We start from the raw sequence: 25,880 nt of genomic DNA, 5'->3' as shown, positions 1-25,880 counted from the left end.
AAGACTAGACTGACTAAAATGAAAGGTTATAATTTTATAACTATGAAAAAACTAATCACACTTTTGTTCTCGATTTTTATTATCAACCAGGCCTTAGCGGCCGACATCGCCAACTATCACATACTGAAAGGCAAGTTGCATTCAGGTGGTATTGCCAAAGTCGAGATCACAGAAAATAGTCCTGAACGATTTGTCGCCAAGATGAATTATGAAATTTATAAAAAGATTCTCGTTCCTATTCCTGATGATGCTTTAAAAGGTGAAAACGTTATTGCTCTTCCACCGGAATTCAGAGATGAGCGTGGTTATATGGAACTTGAAGCAAAAGGCACAATGGAAATTGAAAAGGCCAGATTGCAATTTATTAAAAGAGTCAAATGGCAGAACTATAAAGATGCTTATCAGATTGTAATCTTTCCTAAAAATGGAAAATCAAAAATTGAAGTGACATATCATCCAACTGTACCTGCTGCCGGATGGGGACGTGTTGTTGTTACTTTTATCAGCAATGCTCCAATACTGAATGGCTACCAGGCGATTATTGAACTTGATTAAGGATATAAATGATGAAAAAAGAACCACTCACTCACCACATTCTTCCGACCTCATCTAACCTTCTTGGCATATGTTTTTTTATTCTTAGTTATATTAAAGTTGGCAGCCAGTCTCGCACAACACTTATTGATGAATGTGTCATTATTCCTATCATCCTCTTTTTTGTCGCAAGCGTGTTATCTTATATCTCGATGAGATCACCGACTAATAATCCACGTATTGAACGCATGGCCGACAACGTTTTTATGATGGGGCTTCTGTCATTATCACTAATTGCCATTATTCTGGTTTTAGAATTCATTAAATAATGATTATCTGATACAATTTTCCCAATGACGAAAGTGTTTAAACAAACGAATATTATTTTGCTATTAAAGCTTATTGTACTGAGCTTTATCTTCTGTTTGCCAAAAGCTCCAGCAAGCTTCGAGCAGGATAATTATTTTAGTAAGACAACTCCGTCTAAGATCAATTCTTTTATTCTTCCTTCTAATGTTCACTTCGAGCATAAAGTTTTAAAGAAGATCCCACTTCTTGAAAGTACACTGCCAGTAGTGGCCCTCAACTTTACTCCTCAGTTCACGACTCTCGCGAATTCAACTCCAAGCTACACTCATAGCAAGACATCTCATTTCATCAGCAGCTCCTTTGCCCGCGGTCCACCACTTCATTCATAATTTCTAATCCCAGTAAATTAAACATCAGTCTTTCTGTAAGAAAGATTCAAACTAATTGTGAGAATATTATGCAAAATGAAATTAAGCCGGACATCGAAGTTGTAACTGTAAATAAAGGTGAGCAAAAAGAATCAAATATCAGAGCACTCCTTATCGTAGGAGGTTTTGTTCTATTGTTCATTTGCTTGATTGCTTACGAAATTTCTACAAAAAAATAAAAACTCATAACAGGTGCTGAGAATTCAGCACCTGTTTAATACTTAATCTTTTTACTATAGAAATGACAAAAACTCTCTTTAACACTCTGTGTGTCCTAAAATGTCGCATTCCTTGCATCGCAAATATACTGAAAAAAGGAATTAGTTAGGTGGCACCTCTATTGCTCCTCAAGATGTAGTCACATAAAAAGGCAATGATGCCTGACTATTTAAAGGAGTATTTATGTCCATTCAACAAAAAGATCAAAAACAACCGCAACAAAATCAACAGAACCAAAACAAAAATCCAGGTCAGCAGCAACAAGGACAGTGGGATAAATCACAACCTTCTCAAGCTAATCCAAATCAAGTGAATCAAAACCAACAACTAAAAGGACAGCAACAAAAGCCTGGACAAGCTAATGCTAATAAAATGAATCCGAATTCGGGTATTAAAAAATAAGTGATTTACTTATGGAACCCAGGCACTCCCTGGGTTTCCATTTTTATTCTCTAAACCAACAATCAGATCTTTTAAGAGAACTCCTAAAAGTTTCATAACGACATTGAAGAGATGGATAATTATTAATGAGAGTGTTATCTACTTTTTCATGTAACTCATAAAATCTTTGAAGCGAGTCCACTTCGTCTCTCGTGCCTGATCCGAAAGGTGCCAGACTACTAAGCATTTCATAACCGGCCTTTTCAACTCTGGCCGAAATATCATGAGCACTCATTCCTAAATTTTTAAAATATCTTGGCAGGCATACTGATGCTGCAAAAAAATCTGCTTGTCCTTCTGCTGATGCCCACTCAGCTCCATGAATGGTCTGATAAGGAGCTCCACCTAACACATGCCCTAACTCATGACAGATGACTGCTGCATAAGCATCCTTTGTCATTCCTTCCACTCTGGTCGTCCCACCTAAAATCATCATGCTTTTTTGGTTGCTCATACCGGCACCAAAATATGGACTCTCCCACTGAGCATCTAAAATGATAGGAGCATTAAAAAGTGAAATAATGATTGATGGGATTTGATAAAAATCGGCAAGCTTAATCTGGGTCTTTGGTGCCATCTCTGGGGTCATACAAAAGTATGGGGCATCCTTCGGGCAAACACCTGCATAGAGAGTGGTTGCCAGCATATTTGATAAGAATATGATTTTCAATAGAAGCTTCATTTAACCTTTATACCAGGCCTTGCCCTCTCAATGAAAACTATCCTCATTGCATGTAAACTTTCCATGCTTTTACCACCCCCAAACCTTTTCACGTTATAGTTTAGACATAAATATCTTTGATCGAGAGGAGCTAAAATGAAGACATCAATGCTGATTTTAACTGGCGCACTTTTAATCGCTCAATCTGCTTTTGCAGGAATGACCGCTCCAGCAGTTGAAAGAAAGCTCTTCACGCTAGAAAAAAGTTTAAACCCTGAGAACATTCTTTTTATTCACACTCAAACAGATGAAAGCTGTAAGTTTGTTTCTAATAGCAATGGTTATGTGGACTTCTACTGGTTAATGGATGGATCACAAAAAAAACAAGTTCACTCGATGATTAGAAGTACAGTTCAAGAGAGAGTTCAGTTCGTGGGAATTAACGACACACGCGATTCTTTCAAAGTTAAATTAAATGACTTAAGTGAAATCAGACATGATCTTGAAAGCAATGTGATTGAAGCACGCGCTGAACTGGTTAACGGTGAGTGTACTGTGAAATCTATTATTCAATTAGGCGCTAGCGCCAAGTACATTAAACTTGACCTGCAACGTACGTACTGTGAAGTCGAAAAAAACATGGTTGGGATTCCCAAAGGATGTAAGTTTCTCGAGCTTTCTGGTAAGAACGACGCTACAGGCGAAGGTGTAAAAGTTCGCTTCAAAGGAAAATAATTAAAACTGAATGCTGGCCGCGATGTCATCAATTGGCGTGAATTGAGCATTATCGGCCGCAAGCTTTTTATCTACAGCTCTTAGTTCATTCTTAAATTCCACAACATACTTTTGAAGTTTATCATTTCGTTTTCCAAAATTATAAACCGTATCAATCAATCTGGTCTTAGTGGTTTCACTAAAAAACAACCTGCGTGCCATTTCATATTTTCCAAAATCCCAAAACTTTGTAAGCTTCTTGCGATCAAGCGTGATCTTTTCACCTTTTTTAGGTGGTGCTTGTCTTAAGCGCATAGGGATTTTTCTAATATCCATATTTCCAAAATTATAATGATCAACTGTATGCCCGACACTTACATCAAACAAGAAATAAGCAACTGTAGAGATAAGCAGCTCGCGATCTCTGATAAGCTCCACGCCTTTTGGAAATCCTGGCACCCAAGTACTCGCGTAATCGGCCCATTTAGTAATATAAAAAACTTCTGTCTCAGTCAGATCCACCAAAACATTTGTCGCAAACTTTCTAAAGACCGGAAAATAGGCCTGGTGAAATTCACCATACTTTCCTTCAATATACTCGGGTTCAAATTGATATTTAAAAGGAGGATAACTAAAATTGTGGTCGATCCCTTCATAACCTTCTACCAGTAAATCACGTAACCCTTCATATGGACCTGGATAAGGAGCGTAAGGCATCCACCACTTCGACATCAGAAGTGATGTCTTAAATGTCAGTACTGCTTTTTCCAGATAAAGAGTGAATCTTAAATGAGGGTATAAAAGCTGAAAGATAATATTGTCTTTTGGAAGTGCCGTTTTCGTAATGGCGTTCACAGCATCCATAGGAAAATGTAGTAATGGATGCACAACAAGAGTTGAGCAAAGCGCTCCACCTTGAAGTACGTAATACTTCGCTAATTCCCACCCATCTCCATCCCCTGGAGTGAAATGAGACTTTGTCTCATCAACATAAATCTGAATCACCGAGAACTTCTGCCCCGTCTTTCTTAAGAGTGTTTTCGTCGCTGATGCATAAATCCCTTTAAATGTTTTTACGACAATCACCGGCTCGAAATCACAGATCCAGATATGCTCTGAATGTAAAATGTCCCCGAAGATTTCACGGTCTTTACTATCAAAAACATTCTTTACAAATTTTGCCAGCATAGAGTTAGTAAGCATTTCAGTAAACTCATGGTCACTCACCTCTGCGAGCCCTGGATTCAGGAGCCCTCTGATGTAGGCCACAGGCGTATAAAGCAAAGTTGTCATGTAACGTGAACCAACATGTAGCCACCAGTCGATCATTTCACTAAAGGGAACGTGGATGACTCCTGCCGATTCTCCAAAAGGATGCTCTGGACATGGCTGAGGCCATGGCCCTTTACGTTCATAGAGAAAGTCTTTGGGTTCTTTTAACTCAACCGCCATGTTTCAATCCTTGAAAACCTATTAATGATTATTCTCATTGTATTATAAATTTAAAAAAATCGTAGAAAATTATTTAATTTTCAAAAGATTCCCTGATGCCTGTTATCGGGAGTGGAAATGAAATGTATTTTTTTGGTCACCGAACTAGCAAGAGTACTGATCAAGCTGCTTAAAAGAAAAATAAAATATTATATTTTTTGAGATTTATTTTTTGTTTTTCAACATCATGATCGGTCGAAGGTCCAGGTAGTAGCATCCTGCACTCATCATAAATAATAAAACCGATGCAATCGTCGCAACCAAGAACTCTTTCATCACTAAAAACAAAATGATCAGCATGATGTAGGGAAGAAAAAAATTTATCAATAGCGATTTATAGAACGTCACTTTAATACCTTTGATCTCATCTATTTCAGCATTGTCTTCAAGCGAGTTAAAGCTCCTGAAGGCAAAGTACCCATGAACGATATTCCCCAATATAAGCCAGCCTAAAACCAGCGCTATCCAGGTGTAGTCAATGATCTTCAGATAGAGATTATTTTGAAACAGTTTATAGAAAAGAAGAAGGGCGGCCATAGCACTACTCATCGACGCAAAAAGATATGATCGTCGCTCTCGTAAAATCAATTTGGATGGGCGATTTTTTTCCATAGTGTAAGTGCCAGAGTGTCACCGTTCTAATTAGTAGAACAATTTTTTTAAATATGATTCATACGATTCATGCAACCGATGGAATTAGGTTCTAAATAATTTTATCTATCGGTATTTCTCTTAACTACTTGAATTTAACTTTCTGATTTTTTTACTCTTACAAAAATTGCCGCATCAAGATTTCCCTCCTTAGTTCGATAACATTTTGAATACGAAATTGAATTTCTGATTTTTATATTTTTAACGTTTCTCGTTTCTCATTTTTATTATCAATTTGAACAAGGACTAAGCATGAACAAGACAATTCTCACTTCGCTTTGCCTTCTCTCAACCTTCACGGCCTTCGGTGCTGAGACAAATCTCATCGCCAATCCTGGATTCGAGTCATCTTTAAGTGGATGGACAGCGACAGGAAGTTTCACTGCAGTTAAATCTGCACACAGTGGAATTTATGCGGCCAGAGCTGGTACAGGAGTAGGAACAATCACTCAAAAGATCGTGAGTGTAACTGCCGGTAAAAAGTACACCCTATCGGCCTATGGAAAAATTGATTCGATGTCAGTGTCATCGATGATCGCTGTTAGATTTAAAACAGCTAGTGGTGGATGGATTGATGAAGCCAAGATGGTGATTAACTCAACTTCTTATAAGCTTTACACGTCTACATTTACTGTACCAGCGAACACGGGCTATATAGAAATTTATGCCCAAAAAGATGCTTATGCAAAATCTTACGTCTACCTGGACACTCTTTCACTCGTTGAGGTCGGTGGTACAACAGCTCCTGTAAACGTTGCACCTGCTGTTTTAAGCACGCAAACGATTGAGGCCACTGAGGATACACCTGTAACATTTAATCTGAACGCAGGGACCGATGCAAACAACGATATTCTTGCCTACATTAAAGTGAGCGACCCGGTTTCTGGTGCTCTTAAGTGTGATGGTGGAGCGTCTCGCGCGTGTACTTATACCCCCGCTGCTAACTTTAATGGGAAAGTGTCTTTCACATATAAAGTTAATGATGGAAAACTTGATTCAAATATCGCAACGGCAACTATTAACGTAGCTTCGGTTAACGATGCTCCGGTAGTTCCTGCCACTCAGTCGGTTTCAACTGCGTTCAATACAGCAGTTAATATCACTCTGAATGCAGGTACTGATGTAGATGGCGACGCTCTTACATATATTCCAGTAACAACGCCAGCTAATGGTGGATTAACTTGCTCAGGACGTACTTGTACTTTCACTCCGACTTCTACTTTCAGCGGAACAACTTCATTTACATATAAAGTGAATGACGGAAAAGTTGATTCAAACCTAGCAACAGTTTCTATTACTGTTGGATCAGGTCCGGTAACTCCACCGGTTGAGCCACCTCCAGTTGAACCGCCACCAGTTGAACCTCCTACTTCTCCTTCTGCTGCCTATAAGCCTCTTGGTGTTGGTGGTGGTGGTGCAATGAGTGGTGTTTCAATCAGCCCGTACAACAACCTTTGGTTTATCGGTACTGACATGGGGACATTATTCAAATCGACTGACTTAGGTCAAAGCTGGAATGCAGTTAACCACAATCAAGCTGTGTTTGATTCCGACCTGACAAGATCTGTGAGTGTTGGATTCTCTGCTGACGGAAGAACTGTTTTCCACGCAGCGGCTGGTATCAATCCAAGAAGAAGTACTGATTCAGGAACTACATTCTCTGCGATCTCAATGGGACTTATTTCAGGTGAGATCATTAAATACTGGTACTCTGATAGTTCAAACGCGAACATCATGTATGCAGGTACGACAAAAGGATTATTACGTACGGCAAACAACGGGACTTCTTGGACAAGAATTTCTTCTGTTGCTGAAGAAGCTATCGGAACATTCCTTGACCACAATACGAATGGTAAAGTTTATCAGGCGACAAAAACTAAAATTTTAGTTTCAAGTGATGATGGTTTATCGTTCACAACTTACTCTGCTCCAGCGGGAGGAGTTCGTCTGTTCACTGGTGGATCGGATGTGAGTGGTGTAACACTTGCTTACTCTGATAACGATGGAGCAAATGCTTGTGGATGGGTATATCAGTACTTAAATGACTGGGGACAAACTTCAATCAACGATACTGTTGCTCACTGTGGATATGTTTGGATTAATAAAAATGGTGGTGGATTCGTTAAGAATGCTCAGGCCGTTGGTGACCATTTAAAAATGGCAGAAAACAATTCAGCTATGATCTACACGACTGGTTCAACAAAATGGATCCGTCAGTACGGTACAAAAGTTCACGTATCTACAGATAAAGGTCAGACTTGGGGATTAAAATTAAATCAAATCAACTACGATGTGGTTCCATACGCTCCATGGCCGAAAGAAAAGTTAGAATGGTCTGCCGTTGCTCTTGATGTTGGATGGTGGGATTCAGGTTACGAAAGTTTCGCAATCAACCAAAGAAACGCGAACGTTGTAGCTGGATCAGGATACTTCTTCCTACACTCTACACTTAACGCTGGAGAAAACTGGAAAGCGCCATTCACAGAATACGCTGATACAGGAACACCGACTGCTGGTAAAAAATGGAAGACGAGAGGACTTGAAGTTATCTCGATTTACAAAATGAAATTTCACCCGACGAACACTGACATCATGTATGGCGCATCTGCTGACATCGGAGGCCTTGTATCAGAAGATCATGGTGTAAGCTTCAGAATTCCGAAAACTCAGTACAACAGTTACTATGACTATGCTTTTGACCCAAGTGACGACATGGTAGCTTACGCTGCGAGTGGATCACTTCACGACTTCCCGAACGAGTGGCATGCAAACGCAGTTACTGGTAACGGTGGTATTTATAAGACATTAGATAGAGGAAGAAGCTGGAAGCGCTTAACTCCAGTGGACACGAACTACAACCGTCAGTTCTTGTCTGTTGGTTACGATGCTAAAAACGACATCATCTACGGTGGTACACAAGAAGTTGGTATCGCAGTTTCTAAAAATGATGGTGCGACTTGGACTTACATGAACACAGGTCTTCCTGCTGGAAATAAAATTATTCCTCAGATCGAAGTAGACCCGAACACTGGTAACGTTTACGCTCTTCTAACAGGTGATGCTCCAACGTTCTCTAACCAAGCAAGCACAGGAGTTTATCTTCTTGATGTAGCAAATGGAGCGACTTCGTGGAGACTTTTAAGAGGCACAGTTAACTATCCAAAAGACGCTAGTGCTGGATACAAGTTATGGTACTACCCTACAGCTTTCGCGATCGATTTCAAGAATCCTTCGACGATCTGGATGGTGGACTATGAAAACAAGAGCAACTGGTTAATGACTGGTGCTTGGAAAACAACTGATGGTGGTAACACTTGGAACAGAATGAAACAGGTTACTCACGCAGTTGATATCAAGATCGACCCAAGAAATAGCAACCAGGTTCACGTTGCTGGATACTACCAGCTAGATGGTACATGGGGTAACGGTGGTATGCTTTACACGAAAGATGGTGGAGCGACTTGGGGTAAAAACGAAGTTCCTCCACTTCAAAGAAATGCTAGAAGTGTGGCGCTTGATCCAAAAGATGCAAGCAAGATCTTCTACTCATACTTTGGTGGTGGGATCTTAGGTGGGGCAAACCCGGCCAACTAGTCTCTAGAAAAATTGTTAAAAAATTGGGCCTGCTTTAAGCGGGCCCTTTTTTTTGCCCCGGCCTCTTGGGGAACTATTCCCTCCTTATTGTTCTTTCCCCCCCTTACAATTCACAGAATCAAGGTCTGCCACTTGCACATTATTTTTATGGATCTTTAAGATTATAAAAACCAAGGAGCTCCTATGTCTGCACGCCACGGTGAAAGTGTTTCAGTATGGTTTGATCAAAATACAATGCCTACCCGCATCCCCCTTAATGAAGATTTTAGAACAGACGTTTGCATAATCGGCGGAGGAATCGCAGGTCTCACGACGGCGTACTTATTAATGAAGGAAGGAAAAAAAGTTTGTGTTCTTGAGTCCGATGAACTTCTCTCAGGACAAACAGGAAGAACCACAGCTCATTTTGTAAACGCTCTTGATGACCGCTTTTTTAACCTGGAGAGATTTCATGGTGAAGATGGATTAAAGCTTGCGATCAATAGTCATAGTGAGGCCATCAGAAAAGTTGAAGAGATAGTCAGACGTGAAAAAATTGACTGCGACTTAAAAAAAGTCAGCGGGTATTTATTTTCTTTGACTGATGAAAATGAAGATATTTTAGAAAGAGAGTATGAAGCCGCTCATAAAGCAGGACTGGTCGATGTCCAACGTCTCGCCTTCTCTCCATTCAATAATGTCGACATCGGGCCGTCGCTACACTTTCCAAGACAAATGCAACTTCACCCTGTGAAATATCTTTCCGCACTTACCAATATCATTATAGAAGGTGGCGGACAAATCTACACTCACTCTCACGTCACTGAAGTTAAAGGTGGAGAAAATGCTTTTGTAAAGACAGCAAATAATCGTATCGTTTATTGCAGCTCAATTGTTGTCGCAACCAATACGCCTATCAATGATATGTTTGCCATTCATACAAAACAGGCCCCTTATAGAACTTATGTTCTCGGGTTTAAAATTTTAAAAGGAAGTTTTCCCGATGCACTGGTATGGGATACGCTTGATCCTTATCATTACATTCGTGTTGAACATAAAGAGGATACTGATATTTTAATTGTTGGCGGTGAAGATCATAAAACGGGGCAGGAAGAACATCCAGAACGATGCTATAAAAAACTGGAAGCATGGGCACGCAAGCACATTTCATTTTTAGGTGAAGTGGCCTATCAATGGTCCGGCCAAGTGATGGAACCAGTCGATGGTCTTGCCTACTTAGGAAGAAATCCAATGGATGAAGACAACGTCTATGTCATTACCGGTGACTCTGGAAACGGGATGACCCATTGTACGATTGGTGCCATGTTAATCACTGACCAGATTATGGGACGAGAAAATCCATGGGAAAAACTGTACTCGCCATCGAGAGTTTCTTTAATGGCGGCCAAAGAGTATATCAGAGAGAATTTAAATGTGGCCGCTCAGTATATAGACTGGCTGGATCCTAAATTTAAAAATAATATTGCTAAACTGACTCCAGATGAAGGAATTGTTTTTAGAAAAAGTGGCAAGATGGTGGCCGCTTATAAAAATGAAACGGGAGAAATAGAATACATGAGTGCTGTCTGCCCTCACCTTGCCGGGATTGTTTCCTGGAATAAGGCCGAAAAATCCTGGGACTGTCCTTGTCATGGCTCGCGCTTTGATTGTCACGGCAAAGTCATTGAAGGGCCGGCGATTAGCGATTTAAAACCTGCAACTGATGTTAAAAGTATTCCAGTCAAAGAGTCGCCTCGAGAAATACGAGAGAGTGAATTATAGTCTTTTGATAATTTTTTTGAAGGCCTCAGACATTTCGGGGCCTTCAATGAAATTGTGGTGATCACCTTTGATCTCGATGGTTTCAATTTTTCCATTGATCACTTTTCGCCATCCTAGATAAGGATCAGCGTACCAGCCTTTTGCAGTCCTCGGAGCGCGGATTAAAATAATATTTCCTTCATAAAGAGCTGGAGTGTAACTTCTTAGGGCCGCAAAGTTTTTATCTTCAATGCTGAAGTATCTTAGAGAATGAGGAATTGAAACTTTTCTGAGTGTATAAAACTGAGTCTTCACAAAATTTATTGCTTTAAAATATCTTAAAGAGAGTGAGCTTTTTGTTCTGGTAAAAAAACCGACTTTAACATTTCCGTAGGTCTTGAAATCTAAATTCGGCCCGACAGTATCAAACATCACCAGCGACTTAATTTCCTCACCTTCACTTTTTAACTGTGCGGCCACTTCCAGGGCAACCATTCCGCCCATTGAACCGCCAGAAAGGATGTAAGGGCCCTTAGGTTGAACCTTTTTGATCTCCTGGATATAAATTTTCGCCATGGAAGGAATTGTTTCGACGATCTGGTCTTCACCATTCACTCCCACCGACTGAACTCCGTAAAAAGCACGCTCTCCCGCATGAGTTCCCAGGGGATAATAGTTGAGTACGTTTCCACCTACTCCATGAAAACAAAAAACAGGTTCCAGATTTTTCTTGCCGGGCTTAATCGCAACAACACATTTTAGTTGGGATAATTCGTAAGAATTCTTTTTAACGGTACTATCGATCACATCACTTAAAGAACGAATGGTCGCGGCCTCAAAAATAACAGAAAGAGGCAAATTAAGATTAAACTTATCGTTTACGATTCCAAATATCTCGACAGCGGAAATGGAGTGTCCGCCAAGATTAAAAAAATTTTCATCAACATCCACACTTTCTACCTGCAGAATTGTTTTCCAGATTGCCATGATCTCACTCATAGTTGCAGTATGCTCAAGTGAGGTTGGTTCTTTTACAGAGGTCGCATTTAAGCATGCCTTTTCAGTTAAGGCCTTTTTGTCAATTTTACCATTTAGTGTTTTTGGTAAATGATTCAACATTAAAATTTTCTGAGGGATCATGTAACCAGGAAGCTTTTCTCTAAAAACTTTTTTAAGGACCTCTTCGTTATAAGTCGTTTCTGGTTTTAATGTCAGATAGACAAAAATATTATTGCCATGAACTTTGGCCGCACACTCGTGAACAAAATCCTGACGAAGGGCCACTTCTTCAATTTCACCTAATTCAATTCTAAAACCTCTGATCTTTACCTGGTCATCACTGCGTCCCAGGCATTCAATCTCGCCCGAACTTTCAAACCTTGCCATATCTCCAGTGTCATACATCAATTCATTAAGGCGGAAAGGATTTTTCACAAAACGCTTATGGGTTTGTTCTAAATCCTGGATGTAGCCTTTTGCCACACCTAATCCACCAATAAAAAGATGGCCTTCAACTCCGACCGGACAAGACTCTCCTTTCTCATTGAGAATGTAGAGACAGGTATTATCAATAGCAGATCCAATCAGAATTTTTTTATCATCGAAAGATAGTTTCTTGACGGTTGACCATACGGTTGTTTCTGTCGGCCCGTACATATTCCAGACTTCTTTTGAAAGAGTTAAAAGTTTATGGGCCAGATCTTTTGGCATGGGCTCGCCACCACAAAGAATTTTTAACTCCGAACTCCCCTTCCATCCAGTGGCCAGAAGTAAACGCCATGATGAAGGCGTGGCCTGCATACATGTTATTTTTTCCTGTTTAATAATTCGGGCCAGTTCATCTCCATCAAGAACTTGCTCTTCATTGGCAAGATAAACAGTCGCTCCTGTCATTAAAGGTAAAAATAGCTCCAGCACCGAGATATCAAAACTGAAAGTGGTCACAGACAACAGACAATCAGAATTCGCGAGACCTGGTTTTTTGGACATTGATTTTAAAAAATTTAATACATTTTCATGACTGACTTCGACGCCTTTTGGTCTTCCCGTGCTTCCCGACGTAAAAAGAACATAGCAGCTACTATGAAGACCAACATCAACAGAAGTAAATGGTCTATATATTTTAGCATTTAATATGTCTTCGATGAGAAGGTGATTAGAGTATTGTGGGAAACGAGAGATCAAACCTTTTTCTGAAAGTAAAATCTTAGCTCCTGAGCGCTCCATCATGTAATGAAGTCTCTCATCGGGGAATTTCGGATCTAAGGGAACATAAGTCGCACCAGCTTTTAAAACACCAAGAAGGGCAATAACAAGCTTTTCATTACGATTAGCACTTACACCGACCAAATCACCGATTTTGATTCCTTGCTTTAAGAGTTTGACCGCAATAAGGTCAGACTTTTTATCAAGCTCGTCATAACTTAAACTCCCTTTCGAAGTTTTTATCGCTTCTTTATCAGGATATAGGACGGCCATCTTTTCAAATGATTTATAAAAAGGTCGCTCATTGCTAAAATCATCGTACGCCCTCATATCCATTTCGATCATTTCATTTTGAGTTACAATGGCCTTAACGCCCATCTCATGCAGACTTTGAAGTTCATCCTGAAGAATCTTATCTAGAATATCGATAAAATCCTCTCCCATTTTCTTCATGGTTTGCGGAGTATAAAGATCTTTTCTAAATTCAATCACGCCTTCTACTTTATCGCGGGACTTGTAGAGATAAAAATCGATTTCGGTGTGAACCGAATAGCGCTCTAGTTTGATTTGTTCCAGTGACTCACTCTTAAATACATCCAGCTCTTTTGTTACATCAAGATAGATAAATAGCGTTTGAAATAAGGGGGTCCTGGAAGGGTCATTCTCAATGGTTGAATTTTTAAGCAATACATCCAAAGGAACATTCTGATTATAGAAAGCATGCTTAAGGGACTCTAAGAAAATTCCCAAGTTGTCCTTAAAAGACTTCATAGGATCAAGAGTTGTTCTTACAGGGAGAGTATTGATAAAATAGCCAAGAATTTTTCTGACATCTCTATTATTTCTTCCGTGAACAGGTGTTCCTACAATAAAATCGTTTTCGCCACTAATTCTAGCAAGCAGGACATAATAAACAGCAAAGAAAATATTATAGAGTGAAAGATATTTTGTTTGGGCATAAACTTCAAGCTTCTCTAGCATCTCTGCGCTGATTTCAAAATAGATTGTCTCAGACTGATTATTGATTTTAGGCGTTCGAGGATAATCAGTAGGAAGATTTAAAACAGGAAGTTTCCCTGTGAATATATTGTCCCATGATCTTTTTTGTTCAAAAAAATCTTCTGACTTAAGATACTCGATTTCTTTAATTGCATGGTCCTTGTAGTTTAAACGGACCTCGGGAACGCTGACTTCTTCACCACTTTCCAGAGAGCGGTAAATTGAAATAAACTCATGGAAGAAAAAAGTATTACTTAGACCATCCCAAATAATGTGATGAACTAGAAAGAAGAAAACAATTTCTTCTTCGCTTAAACGGTAGAAGCGGATTCTCATGAGAGGAGCTTCTTCCAGGTTAAAGAGGTGCTTCATCTCTTCTTGTAAAACTTCTTTTAATTGTTCTTCTTTAATATCGATAAATTCAAAATGATATTTATATTCAGGAATAATCTCCTGATGAGGAACACCATGATGAACCCTGAATCTGGTTCTTAGTGATTCATGTCTTTCTACGATGGTATTAATTGTTTTCGTAAGAAGATTGATATCAAGTTTGCGATTGATCTTAATGGCCGTTGAAATATTATGTGTGATGGATTCAGGGTAAAGAACATTAAGTCCCCACACCTGTTTTTGATTTGTAGTAAGAGGGTAATACCCGTTGCTAAAATCAAGATTCTCAGAGGCCAGTGCAACATTTTTTTTGTAGGTTAAAATAATTTGCGATAAGTCTTGAACGCTGGGAGCTTCTGCAATGTCTTTCATGTTCAACTTAACAGCAAAGACCTCTTCAATTTCGCTTAAAAGATCAATGGCCAGAAGTGAATGCCCACCCATGGCAAAGAAGTTTTGATCGTGAGTAAGTCTCTCAAGGCCGAGCAATCTTTTCCATATAGAAGCTAGCCTTTCTTGGATGTGATGAGATTCTTGTTTTATCAAAATTATTCCAGTAATTACTCAATTAGTTAATTATATCGGAATAATTTATAATACATTAAGTGATAGTTGATAACTTTACTTTTTCTTAATTTTGACGATAGTAGTGAGTATGTTTTCATTAGCAAAAAGACTGACCCAAAACCACTGGCCTATATTTTTATTGAGCAATATCAGTTCAGTAGTCAATATGCTACTGCCAATAGTACTTGTAAGACTCTATGCACCTATTGAAATGGGGCTCTATAAAACCTTCTTTCTTTACCTTTCCTTAATACCGTTTATTGTCATGGCCGGAGGTCCGCTCAACTCAGTTTACTACTGGATGGGAAAAACTCATGAGCGCGACGATTACATAAAGGCCACATGGCTTTTAACTTTTATTTTATCTTCTTTGATACTTATTCCGGGAGCATTCATCATCATGCTCTTTAAAGAGCATCTGGCGCTTTCTACGCCGATCTTATTTATCTTGTTGATCTCAGGATTTCTCGTCTGCCCTTCTGGCCACTACAACGAAGTTTGTATCGCCCGTGGAAAAACTTTTCTAGGTGCAGGATTGTCTGTTTGTTTTGAAGTGGTGAAAACCATCGGGTTTATTTTTATCGCCTGGAAGTATCGTGACATCAATTATCTTTTTTATTATTTCTTTTGCATTATGTGTTTGAGCTTTATCCTGATGACTTATCTTGGATGGAGATCCAATGCCGTTTCATTAAAATGGGATCAAGGTAAAATCAGAGAAATTTTAAAATACTCTATGCCTGTTTCACTTTCTTCTTGTTTGCTTTTTATTACCGAAAAGGCCGATTTACTGATTATCTCAGCAGTTGTTTCTGCTGACCTATTCGCCTTTTACTCGCTAGGATGTTTAATTATTCCTCCCCTTTATTTATTAGAAAACTCGGTTCAAAAAAACCTGATCCCTAAATTATCTATTGCTATGTCAAAGCTTGAATTTGATCAGATGGCCTTTGCTTATCGTAAGGCAATTAGCGACATCGCTTACCTGGTGATCCCGGCCGTTGCAGGACTTATCGTTTTTGCTACACCTATCATTAACCTGCTTTATACAACTCAATATGAAAAATCGGCCATCTTCCTGCAAATTTTTGCCTTAGGGTATCTACTTCTTTTAATTCCTCACGACTCTATTTTACGAGCGACTGCGAAGACTGACGCTGTTTTAAAAATCTATTCTTACATTACGCCAGTTTCTTTTTTAATCATTTTTCTCTCTGTAAAATTTTTAGATTTAAGATGGGCATTAATTATAGGAATTATCACCAAACTTATTCCGAAAATTTACTGTTTAAATATCTCTGCTGGTATCATTCATAAAAAGGCCGCGGAATTAATACCTGCGAAAAAACTGCTTCATTATGCTGAGATGTGTATTTTTCTCTCGGCCATTTGTTATGCTGCAAAAAAGTTCTTCTCAAATGAACTGCAATGGTTTTTGGTTTGCGCTCCTCTTTTTGCTATCTGCTATCTTACTTTCTTCATTTCTCGATCAGACTCAAAACATTGATCTTTCCAAGTAAAGCTCCAGAGCGTATGCTACTCATGTAATCGCTTTGGTCTATCAATTTTGAGGAGAAGAAAATGACAAAAATCACACTACAAGGTAATCCAGTTAACACACGAGGGACTCTTCCTGATTTAGGGGATCTTGCTCACGATTTTACAATGGTAAAAACTGACCTGAGCGAAGTAAAACTTTCTTCTTTCAGCGAAAAATACAAACTGCTTAATATCTTCCCAAGTATCGACACTGGGACATGTGCAACAAGTGTACGCACATTCAATAAAAATGCAGCTGAACTTGGCAACGTTGCCGTGATCAATCTTTCACTTGATCTTCCATTTGCTCAAAAAAGATTTTGTGGAGCTGAAGGAATTGATAAAGTGACTGTGGCTTCACTTTTTAGATCTGATTTCTTAAAATTCTTTCCGGTAGATTTCGTTGATGGACCTCTAAAAGGTTTAACTTCAAGAGTAATCATTATCATCAATGAAAAAAATGAAATCTTATATACTGAGCAGGTTTCAGAAATCACTCATGAGCCAAACTATGAAGAGGCCCTAATCGCTATTAATTCTTCAAAAAGATAAGCATCTCCCCAGGTGACCAGATCGTCTAAAATTTGGTCACCTGTTTTAAATTTTCTCCAATTCTCCTATTAAAATCAGTCTTTTATTATGGCCCCACACTTGCTCTTATAATGCTTATGAAGAAGTTAGTGTTGGTCTTATTACTCAGTCTTTCTCAAGGCATCTTTGCCTATGAGTCTGATCAGCATACCGTGCCTGATCAGGAACTGGCCGATGTAGGGACTGACATGTCTGCTTTTATTTACAAACAAGTCAATGTGGCCATTGCCAAAATCAATACTGATATAAAAGAGCTTCCTCTTAAAATCGAGTCTCTTGAAAAACAAATCATCAGAGAAGAGAATACTAAAAAACTAGAATTCTTAAAAGATGAAATCGCTGGAAATAAAGCAAGATTAAATCTTATTAAAAGCAAGATGGGCATCACGCTTTCAATCTATAACGAAATTGGCGGGCGCTTTAGCTGGGAAGATCAAAGAGATGGTGTTTTTGGATTGCCACTCTCAATGATTCCTTATCCTAAAAATGTTAAAGACAACAAACAAATCACATACGTTCCTTCTAAGTTTAAAAACATTTATGCTTATGCCGGATTCCATCGAATCATTTCCAGTTCATATTTTGTTTTTTGCTCGAGTGTGAAAATGTTCGGCGTCTATATGGGCGTTGATAAACTGGGGCATATGTTCAATCAAGGTTATGAATATTTTGAGCGCTACCATAAAGAATTAAATAAAACTCAGGACAAGACCAAGGCCATGAGCACTGTTATTGACTGGGGAAAAAGCACTGAAAATGGAATGTATGGTGCCATAGTTGATGGAGTTTACTCTAATGGTGACTTAGCTGCGAACTTTGCAGGATTTCATTTTTATGAAAATCTTCTTCACCCTATCACGCTTGATGAAAAAACTTATCCACCAGTTCTGATTATTAAAGAAGACCACACTGTGGAATTTAATGCAGAAAATGCCATTGATGAAAAAGAGCTTATCGCTCTCTTTTTTTCAAACCATCTAAACGAAGCATTGAACCCTTCTCATTATGAATTACTTCAGAGAAAAGTTGTGAAAGTTGCGGTGAAAAATAGATGCGAGAAAGTGAAGCGCTTTTATGAATTAGATACGGCCTCACAAGCAGAAGCTTTAACAGAATCGCTGTTTAGCTGGCATGGAATGGATTATGGCCACAGAAGTGATGACCTCTTGAGACTTGATACTCTCTGCTTTTAAACGCAGTATTTTTCAACAATATCGATGATCTCATAAATATCAAGCGGCTTTTTAAGATAAGCGCGAGCATTTACGCGTTGTTGATTTTCACGAATATGGCCATCAGCTGACATAACAACGACTGGTAGATGAGCAATTTTAGGATTGGCGTCTTTTTCTGCACAGAATTGAAACCCATCTTTAATAGGCATCATAAGGTCGAGCAAAATAAGATTGGGAAGCATTTTGATTTGTGAAAGTTTATCAAGGCCGACCTGGCCGTTTTCTGCAAAGATTACTTCGTAGCCTTCGCCTTCTAGTAATTCAATTAAAGTTTCGCGAATGTCTTGATCGTCTTCTACTAACAGGATTTTTTTATTAATCACTATTATCTCCTCCTTCGAGTCTACGTCTTTTGGACAACTCTCACTCTTATTTTTGTACTGAAGAGTTCTTGAATCTGTCATCCACTCTAGACGCATATGATAATAACTTACTATCAACTAGCGGTATGATCTAAAAATTTTAACCTAAAATTGAGAATAAATCACTATCTAAGGGGAATGTGAGCGAGATTTTCTTACATTTAGCACCAAGATCTTAAAGAACAAAATCCTTACAAGGGTTTGGAGCTCTCTTTGCTTGCTTGACCATTTCGCTTTCTCTTATCTTATAAAGCGCATTATAGGCTTCATGTGCCTCTTTCATAATTTTAGCGGCCACTTGAAAACCAACATCGTTATCTGTTTTAAGACCTTCAATGATAACTTGTTGTTGGGCATACTGAGGGTTCTCTCTTATAACTCTCTCTTTAACGAGCATTGCAGCTTTATAATAAGCAATTAATTCTAAGGCCTGCTTTTCCTTTTTCGCATCAAGCTTTGGGTCTTTTAACAGATCAACTTTATTTTGAATAAAAAATTCAAAATTAGTTTTCAATAATTCTTTATGAGTGAAACCAGTCGGGCTTACTAAATTGCCAACCCTAACTTTTTCTATTTTATTCAGACCAGATAAATCAAGCTGACTTAATTTTTGAAAGTATTTATCCTGAGTTTTTTTATAATCAGCAAGCTCTTTTTCCAGACCTGATAAATCAACAGACCTAGACAATGCTCCTTCGGCCTTTGCGACTTTACTCATACTCTCAATTAATTTTACCAGTGATTCGAGCTTCACATACTCATTCTCTCTCACACACACTAATTCGGGAGAAGAAGTTGCTTTCATGTAGTTATCAATTTTATCTAATGCCATTCCACGGTACTCATCGTGGTAGTACATATAAGGAGTAAGGTAAGGATAAAGTTCATCTTGAGCAGCGACTCCTGCTGGACTTGAAATCATCGGAAAACCTTTTCCAAGCACTTCATCATTTGTCTCAAGAAAAATATCTTCCAGATTTCTTCCTTTCGTCATTTTTTTTGCATAAACTTCTGCAAAGTCTGAATATGAATAATGATTTGGCCCTGAGCCTGCAACCACACACGTTTTAGAATTTGCCAACGCAAGACTATTACCTGCATGACAACTACCATCGATGATTCCCAGCCTTACATTCTTTTTTTCTGCAAGATCTGCCAGTTCTTTAAGCTTATCAAGACTCACCATCCCTGCTCCACCGGCATTCATACTGGTCATTGCCGATCGTGAAGTTGAGATACTATGAGTTTTCTCAGCTTGTTTTTCACTTCCATGACTATTGATAAAAACTAAAAGTTTTTCACCTGCACGAATCTGTGGCGGGTTGGCAGACAATTTTTTAATCAAATCATCGACCACTTTATTATAATTTGTCGTCGTAAAATCTGGTACAACTTCCTGTCCTGAAAAATATTTGCTGATCTTTTTTTCAGTCTTAGAATGTCCCCCATTGAAGTTGACAACGGCATCGTAAGAATTTTTATTCTTGGAATGGAAAGCGCCTATCCCTTCAAGACTTCCATCAAATTGAGTTTCATCTGCACTCAGAGGTTCACCACCTCCACCAATAAATAGAATTGTATCTTTAGCAACCACGTTGGCACTTAAAATAATCAGCACCAGTAATAATGTTGTCTTCATTTACACTTCTCCTTCTTGACCAGAAAAAAACCATGTTGTTTGGTTAGCTTTGCTGGATCTGGCACAACGTCTTCAACTTTTTCAATCTTTGAAAACTCCCCATTAAAATCTGTAATTATTTTAGAAATGGTCGCTCTGATTCTTGAAGACTGTTCAAGATAAGGGGCCAGTTTCATTTCCTGAACGGGAGGGAGCTTAAATTTGTATTGTGAAACAGTTCCACCGTTCACAACGTATTGAAATTCACCTGGTGTTTTACTTTTCTCCATTCGTCCATAAATATCATAGCTCCCACAATCCGAAGGTTGTGTAGCAGCGTAAGCATTAAGACAAAATAAAAAAACTAAAATACCTTTCATAAACTACCTTACAGTATGCAGATCCAATAGATCCTGAATAACTTTTGCGTCTTTTACGACGTACGCTTCAAACGTTTTAGATTCACTACTTCCAATCCACGGGAAGAATGTTGCTGACTTCGATACGCCGATGTAAACATCAACGTGCGCGCCTTTAATAGCTCCACCTTTATCACCAGCGAAGAAATAACCATCGTGAGTAATCACTCGCCCACTAGGAAGTGTGATCTTAGCTCCACGTGCTTTAGGAATATAAAGAGCAGTTCCTGGTTTGATGTAAGTTGTATCCGTCGCAAGTGTTCTATAAGGAGAAAGGATGTAGTCATCTAACCCATCTCCATACACTCCGTTTGCTTCACGAAATTTCGTCTTTCCAATCCCTGTGTGTTTAGGAAAAACAGACTTACAGTCTACATAGTTGTCGGACGTGACTCCGTGATAGTTGAAAGTTTTTATATCGCCGTTCTTGAAATTTATTTTAACCGACCCTTCCATTGCGGTATCACACCAATGTCTTAGAGTAAGTCGTGGCCCAAGCTCCTGCCCTTTCATATCTCTTAGAGGGAAAGTGCCTGAATCTTCATTTAATTCTGGAAGGTAATAATAGGTTGCCCACAGTTTGTATGTTTGTCCTAAATCACTTTGAGCAGGTGCCGGAAGCTCAAACCTATCAAGGTCTAAGGGATCAGCTGCAAAGGATGCTAATGAGTATAGTGATAGTGCACAAACCAAAAAAGTCGTCTTAAACATAAAAGTCTCCTAGTGGAGGACTTATCGTTTAGATTGGTTTGTTGGTGAAGAAAATCACAGGATAAGGAATATGCGGAAAAAGATGCCTGAGTGTAATGTTCAACATCACACTCAGGTTATTGAAATTTTACTTAGATCTTTCAGCTAGGAAATCTTTCATGGCAATCCATGAACGTTTATCGGCCAGTTCATTATAAGCGGCCCCTTTAGAATTATCGTTACCTGCTCCCTTTTCAGTGAAGCTGTGAACAGCGTTCGCATAAGAAACTAACTGGTAGTCTATCTTTGCGTCGTTCATTCCTTTAACGAATCCATCGAAGTCTGCTTTGGGAACGAATGGATCGACTGCACCATGAAGAACTAGAAGCGGCCCTTTGATATTTTTGTCATCGTTCGATGGAGTTAATCCGCCGTGGAAAGTAATCACTCCACGAAGATCAGTTCCAGAACGAGCAACTTCAATCGCCGTTGTTCCACCGAAGCAGTAGCCTACAACAAAAATTTTGCTGGTATCAACTTTCTTCTGCTTTTTTAATTCATCAATCGCAAGATTTGCTCTCTCGCGTAGTGTTTTTAAATCTGCTTTATATTTTCCAGCAAGAGCTCCAGCTTCAGCAGCGTCTTTTGGACGAATACCTTTACCGTAAATATCTCCGGCCATTACAACGTAACCAAGTTTTGCCATTTCCATGACTTTTGATTCTGTTTCTGCCGTGATCCCCATCCAATTATGAACAACCATAATTCCAGGTTTTTTTCCTTGAGACAAAGTATCGTAAGCCAAGAATCCTTCAAAAGTTAAGTCACCTGATTTGTACTCTACTTTTTCTGTCTTCACTTTCGCTTGTGCCGTTACCGTAAATAATAGTGAGAGAATTAATACTTTAATCATATTCAACCCCTTGTTGGTTTTAAGAATTCAATGAACGCTTATCAGTCGCAGCAAGGCACGCTTCTTTCATCGACTCAGAGTAAGTCGGGTGAGCATGTGACGTACGACCAACGTCTTCAGCAGAAGCTCTAAATTCCATTGCTAGAACCGCTTCAGCAATCATGTCTGCACAACGTGGGCCAATCATATGAACGCCTAAAATTTCATCTGTCTTTTTATCAGCAAGAACTTTAACAAATCCATCAGACTCGTTAGACGCACGAGCACGTCCACTTGCCGTTGTTTTGAAACTTCCTGTTTTGTACTCACGCCCTTCAGCTTTTAGTTGCTCTTCTGTTTTTCCAACAGCAGCTACTTCCGGCCAAGTATAAACAACACCTGGGATTAAGTTATAATCGATATGTGGTTTTTGTCCTGCCATATACTCAGCAACCAACACACCTTCTTCTTCAGCTTTGTGAGCAAGCATTGCACCTTTAATAACGTCACCGATAGCATAGATGTGAGGAACGTTTGTTTGCAGGTGAGAGTTTGTGTCAACTCTTCCTCTGTCGTCCATTTTTACCCCAGCTTTATCCAGTCCAAGACCTTCAGTGTATGGGCGTCTTCCTACTGCAACAAGGCAGTAATCCCCTTCTAACGTCACTTCCGAATTGTCAGCTTTATTTTTTGCTTTAACAGTTACTTTTTTACCGGTCGCTTTAACTTCAGTTACACCGTGACCTAAAAGGAATTCAATTCCATCACGCTTTAAGACTTTATGAAGTTCTTTTCCAAGACCAGCATCCATTGTCGCGATGATTGAATCAGCGTACTCAACAACTGTAACTTCTGAACCCAATCTTCTATAAACAGAAGAAAGCTCCAGACCGATAACTCCACCACCAATAACGATAAGTTTTTTTGGAAGTTCTTTTAGGACAAGTGCTTCAGTTGAAGTGATCACTCTATCTTTATCAATCGTTACACCGGGAAGTGTTGAAGGTTTTGATCCTGTAGCGATTACGATTTTTGATCCTTTAATTTCTACAGTTTCCTTGTCACCTTTAACGATAACAGTGTTGGCATCTTTAAAAGATCCCATACCGTAAAATACTTCAATTTTATTTTTCTTCATTAGAAAGTTAATTCCACCTGTAACATCAGTTACAACTTTTTTAACTCTGTCTCTCATCACACCGAAGTCCAGCTTTACACCGCTCGCTGCAATTCCATGATCTTTAAATGAGTGCATTAGTTCATGATATTTTTCAGATGAATCTAACCATGCTTTTGAAGGGATACACCCAACGTTTAAACATGTTCCACCAAGAGTTTTATATTTTTCAACTATGGCAACTTTCATTCCAAGCTGAGCGCATCTGATAGCACAAACATAACCGCCCGGACCTGAACCAATAACTACAACATCAAACTCTTTCATTTACTCGTATCTCCTTTTAGATAACTTAGATATTTTTTGCTTTTGCTTGTATAAACGAGAAAAAGAACACGGCGTTCGGGTCATTGGCCACGACACTCATTTCCTTTTTCATTCCATCAACTGTTTCCTGATCTACATATTTTGCCTGTACTAACTGATCACTGGCACTCATAAGTAGCTCGCTCCAAAACTCAATCATCTCTTTTCTTTTTTGCGGATGACGATTATCCAGGAACCATGTCTTTACTTCTGTTTCAATATTTCTAAAACCAATTTGCATTAAAAGGTTCCCCAGCTTAGCTCCCATAAATGGGTCACCTTTCTGGTCGTACTGATAGTCATTGAAGGCCATCCAGTATTTTAATGTATTGGGAGAGTATGGATCCAAAAAGAAAGACGAATTTAAAACTTCTGTCACGTAAACCGTTCCACCTGGAGAAAGCACTCGCCTTACCTCAGATAAAACTCTACGTGGATCTGGAACGTGCTCCAGAACGAAACATAAAAAGGCCCCATCAAAATTTTCAGTGGTAAACGTTAGATTCTCAGCATTCATCTGATGAAGATCGTAACGGTTATCAGCGTATGATAATTTTGAAAGTGATCCTTTCGCGGCAGCAAGCTGCTTATCGCTCAGGTCAATTCCTGTTAAATGAATATTGGGAAAACGACGAAGCAGGATCTCTGACTGAGCTCCAACTCCACACCCAACTTCCAATACTCGTTTAGCAGAAGAAAAATTTACGTTTTGATAAATAGTGTGTTCAGCGAAGCGCGCTTGCGAACGCAGGCGTTCTTGCTCTACCGGCGAAAAGCCATGTAGATACGGAAAGTCTTTTTTTTCATTTGAATCTTTAGGCGTGGCCATAAGTAACCTCACATGAAAAGGCCTGGTTTCCCAGGCCAAATTTTAATTAAACATCAAGTAATAATCTAGAAGGATCTTCAAGAAGCTCTTTTACTTGCTTCAAGAAACTCACTGACTCACGTCCATCGATAATTCTGTGGTCGTAAGAAAGTGCCAGGTACATCATTGGACGAATAACAACTTGTCCGTTGATAGCTACTGGTCTCTCGATAATATTATGCATTCCTAAAATCGCTGATTGAGGAAGGTTTAAAATCGGAGTTGAAAGCATTGAACCAAACACACCACCGTTAGTGATAGAGAATGTTCCACCTTGCATTTCTTCGATAGTAATTTTTCCGTCACGCGCTTTAGTCGCAAGAGCTAAAATTTCTTTTTCAATTTCAGCTAGAGATAAACTCTCTGCGTTTCTCACCACAGGAACAACTAGTCCTCTTGGAGTTGAAACCGCGATCCCGATATCCGCGTAGTCATGGTATAAAATTTCATCACCATTGATTTGTGCGTTGACTGCCGGCCAGTCTTTTAGAGCAACTGTGACTGCTTTTGTAAACAGTGACATAAACCCAAGACCTACTCCGTGTTTTTTCGTGAAAGCGTCTTTGTATCTTTTTCTAAGTGCCATTAGCTCAAACATATCAACTTCGTTAAAAGTTGTTAGCATTGCTGTTGTATTTTTTGCTTCAACAAGTTTTGAAGCGATCGTCTTACGTAAACGAGTCATCTTCTCTGGGCGAGTTGCGCGCGCGCCAGGTACTGTTGGGGCACGAGTTGCAGTTGGTGCTGCCGCAGGTGCCGCTGCTTTTGCTGCTGGAGCTGGAGCAGATGCGTTTACTGCATCGTCTTTTGTAATTCTTCCGTCTTTTCCCGATCCTTTTACGTCGTCAGCTGAAACACCTTTTTCATCAAGGATTTTTCTAGCTGCCGGGCTTGGATAGTTCACTTCTTTTCCTGAAGATGCAGTTGCTGCTGGAGCTGCTGCTTCAGCTTTTGGTGCTGCCGCTGGCGCTTCAGTTTTTGCTGCTGCTGCTGGCTTTGCCGCTGCAGTATCTAGCTCACCGATCTTTGCTCCAATTTTTAATTCACTTCCAGCTTCTGCCATGATTTTTAAAACACCGGCACTTGGTGCTGGTAATTCCATTGAAGCTTTATCAGATTCAATTTCACAAACCGCTTCACCTTCAGCTACGTAGTCACCATCTTTTTTAAGCCATGATGATAATGTTACTTCTGTTACTGATTCTCCGATAACCGGAATTTTTAATTCAACACTCAT

At 39.3% G+C, this 25,880-nt stretch carries 23 protein-coding genes; 11 read left to right on the top strand and 12 right to left on the bottom strand.

Annotated elements, in window-relative coordinates:
• Positions 1 to 42: 42 nt before the first annotated feature.
• From SHI21_RS08225 to SHI21_RS08205, 5 genes are all read left to right on the top strand, one after another.
• A complete protein-coding gene (locus SHI21_RS08225; protein ID WP_323575861.1) occupies positions 43 to 555 on the top strand; it encodes a hypothetical protein in 513 nt (170 codons plus the stop codon).
• A gap of 11 nt (positions 556 to 566) precedes the next feature.
• The gene (locus tag SHI21_RS08220; protein ID WP_323575860.1) at positions 567 to 863 is read left to right on the top strand and encodes a hypothetical protein; all 297 of its coding nucleotides are present in this window, start codon (positions 567 to 569) and stop codon (positions 861 to 863) included.
• Between the two features lie 24 nt (positions 864 to 887).
• A complete protein-coding gene (locus SHI21_RS08215) occupies positions 888 to 1,232 on the top strand; it encodes a hypothetical protein (protein WP_323575859.1) in 345 nt (114 codons plus the stop codon).
• A 68-nt stretch (positions 1,233 to 1,300) separates the two neighbouring features.
• Positions 1,301 to 1,450, top strand: coding sequence for a hypothetical protein (locus SHI21_RS08210; protein ID WP_323575858.1), 150 nt, complete (start codon positions 1,301 to 1,303; stop codon positions 1,448 to 1,450).
• 223 nt (positions 1,451 to 1,673) lie between these two features.
• Positions 1,674 to 1,892 carry a hypothetical protein gene (locus SHI21_RS08205; RefSeq protein WP_323575857.1) on the top strand — a complete coding sequence of 73 codons (219 nt, stop codon included), beginning with the start codon at positions 1,674 to 1,676 and terminating at the stop codon, positions 1,890 to 1,892.
• Positions 1,893 to 1,935: 43 nt separating this feature from the next.
• Here SHI21_RS08205 and SHI21_RS08200 read toward each other — a convergent pair whose 3' ends face one another.
• Positions 1,936 to 2,613, bottom strand: coding sequence for an ImmA/IrrE family metallo-endopeptidase (locus tag SHI21_RS08200; RefSeq protein WP_323575856.1), 678 nt, complete (start codon positions 2,611 to 2,613; stop codon positions 1,936 to 1,938).
• A 135-nt stretch (positions 2,614 to 2,748) separates the two neighbouring features.
• On the opposite strand from SHI21_RS08200, the gene SHI21_RS08195 reads away from it, so the two are divergent.
• Complete coding sequence (locus SHI21_RS08195; RefSeq protein ID WP_323575855.1) at positions 2,749 to 3,327, top strand: hypothetical protein; 579 nt, start codon at positions 2,749 to 2,751, stop codon at positions 3,325 to 3,327.
• On the opposite strand, the gene SHI21_RS08190 is transcribed toward SHI21_RS08195, so the two are convergent.
• Both SHI21_RS08190 and SHI21_RS08185 read right to left on the bottom strand, forming a co-directional pair.
• A complete protein-coding gene (locus SHI21_RS08190; protein ID WP_323575854.1) occupies positions 3,328 to 4,758 on the bottom strand; it encodes a hypothetical protein in 1,431 nt (476 codons plus the stop codon).
• 204 nt (positions 4,759 to 4,962) lie between these two features.
• Positions 4,963 to 5,334 carry a hypothetical protein gene (locus tag SHI21_RS08185; protein ID WP_323575853.1) on the bottom strand — a complete coding sequence of 124 codons (372 nt, stop codon included), beginning with the start codon at positions 5,332 to 5,334 and terminating at the stop codon, positions 4,963 to 4,965.
• Between the two features lie 366 nt (positions 5,335 to 5,700).
• Here SHI21_RS08185 and SHI21_RS08180 point away from each other — a divergent pair, with 366 nt between their 5' ends.
• Both SHI21_RS08180 and SHI21_RS08175 read left to right on the top strand, forming a co-directional pair.
• Positions 5,701 to 9,042, top strand: a complete 3,342-nt coding sequence (locus SHI21_RS08180; RefSeq protein WP_323575852.1) for an Ig-like domain-containing protein — start codon at positions 5,701 to 5,703, stop codon at positions 9,040 to 9,042.
• A 183-nt stretch (positions 9,043 to 9,225) separates the two neighbouring features.
• Positions 9,226 to 10,803 carry an FAD-dependent oxidoreductase gene (locus tag SHI21_RS08175; RefSeq protein ID WP_323575851.1) on the top strand — a complete coding sequence of 526 codons (1,578 nt, stop codon included), beginning with the start codon at positions 9,226 to 9,228 and terminating at the stop codon, positions 10,801 to 10,803.
• On the opposite strand, the gene SHI21_RS08170 is transcribed toward SHI21_RS08175, so the two are convergent.
• On the bottom strand, positions 10,798 to 14,925 hold the full coding sequence (locus SHI21_RS08170; protein ID WP_323575850.1) for an amino acid adenylation domain-containing protein: 4,128 nt from the start codon (positions 14,923 to 14,925) through the stop codon (positions 10,798 to 10,800). The genes SHI21_RS08175 and SHI21_RS08170 overlap by 6 nt on opposite strands.
• Positions 14,926 to 15,034: 109 nt before the next feature.
• On the opposite strand from SHI21_RS08170, the gene SHI21_RS08165 reads away from it, so the two are divergent.
• The 3 genes from SHI21_RS08165 (at position 15,035) to SHI21_RS08155 (ending at position 18,269) form a co-directional block, all read left to right on the top strand.
• Complete coding sequence (locus tag SHI21_RS08165; RefSeq protein ID WP_323575849.1) at positions 15,035 to 16,453, top strand: lipopolysaccharide biosynthesis protein; 1,419 nt, start codon at positions 15,035 to 15,037, stop codon at positions 16,451 to 16,453.
• Between the two features lie 74 nt (positions 16,454 to 16,527).
• Positions 16,528 to 17,037 carry a thiol peroxidase gene (tpx, locus tag SHI21_RS08160; RefSeq protein WP_323575848.1) on the top strand — a complete coding sequence of 170 codons (510 nt, stop codon included), beginning with the start codon at positions 16,528 to 16,530 and terminating at the stop codon, positions 17,035 to 17,037.
• A 116-nt stretch (positions 17,038 to 17,153) separates the two neighbouring features.
• Positions 17,154 to 18,269, top strand: coding sequence for a hypothetical protein (locus SHI21_RS08155; protein ID WP_323575847.1), 1,116 nt, complete (start codon positions 17,154 to 17,156; stop codon positions 18,267 to 18,269).
• Here the strand turns inward: SHI21_RS08155 and SHI21_RS08150 are convergent.
• The 8 genes from SHI21_RS08150 to odhB all read right to left on the bottom strand — a co-directional run bounded on the left by SHI21_RS08150 (position 18,266) and on the right by odhB (position 25,880).
• Entirely contained in the window at positions 18,266 to 18,634 is a 369-nt protein-coding gene (locus SHI21_RS08150; RefSeq protein WP_323575846.1) for a response regulator, read from the bottom strand. The genes SHI21_RS08155 and SHI21_RS08150 overlap by 4 nt on opposite strands.
• 214 nt (positions 18,635 to 18,848) lie before the next feature.
• Complete coding sequence (locus tag SHI21_RS08145) at positions 18,849 to 20,312, bottom strand: hypothetical protein (protein WP_323575845.1); 1,464 nt, start codon at positions 20,310 to 20,312, stop codon at positions 18,849 to 18,851.
• Positions 20,309 to 20,671, bottom strand: coding sequence for a hypothetical protein (locus SHI21_RS08140; RefSeq protein ID WP_323575844.1), 363 nt, complete (start codon positions 20,669 to 20,671; stop codon positions 20,309 to 20,311). Before SHI21_RS08140 ends, SHI21_RS08145 begins: the two co-directional genes overlap by 4 nt.
• Before the next feature lie 3 nt (positions 20,672 to 20,674).
• Positions 20,675 to 21,421, bottom strand: a complete 747-nt coding sequence (locus SHI21_RS08135; RefSeq protein ID WP_323575842.1) for a 3D domain-containing protein — start codon at positions 21,419 to 21,421, stop codon at positions 20,675 to 20,677.
• A gap of 127 nt (positions 21,422 to 21,548) precedes the next feature.
• Complete coding sequence (locus SHI21_RS08130; RefSeq protein ID WP_323575841.1) at positions 21,549 to 22,313, bottom strand: dienelactone hydrolase family protein; 765 nt, start codon at positions 22,311 to 22,313, stop codon at positions 21,549 to 21,551.
• Positions 22,314 to 22,332: 19 nt separating this feature from the next.
• Entirely contained in the window at positions 22,333 to 23,736 is a 1,404-nt protein-coding gene (lpdA, locus tag SHI21_RS08125; RefSeq protein WP_323575840.1) for a dihydrolipoyl dehydrogenase, read from the bottom strand.
• A 25-nt stretch (positions 23,737 to 23,761) separates the two neighbouring features.
• The gene (locus SHI21_RS08120) at positions 23,762 to 24,604 is read right to left on the bottom strand and encodes a methyltransferase domain-containing protein (protein ID WP_323575839.1); all 843 of its coding nucleotides are present in this window, start codon (positions 24,602 to 24,604) and stop codon (positions 23,762 to 23,764) included.
• 46 nt (positions 24,605 to 24,650) lie between these two features.
• Entirely contained in the window at positions 24,651 to 25,880 is a 1,230-nt protein-coding gene (gene odhB, locus SHI21_RS08115) for a 2-oxoglutarate dehydrogenase complex dihydrolipoyllysine-residue succinyltransferase (RefSeq protein ID WP_323575838.1), read from the bottom strand.

It is taken from the genome of Bacteriovorax sp. PP10 (assembly GCF_035013165.1).
Lineage (GTDB): Bacteria > Bdellovibrionota > Bacteriovoracia > Bacteriovoracales > Bacteriovoracaceae > Bacteriovorax > Bacteriovorax antarcticus.
The sequence above is the reverse complement of the archived record's forward strand: the minus strand, read 5'-3'. Positions and strand labels throughout refer to the sequence as shown.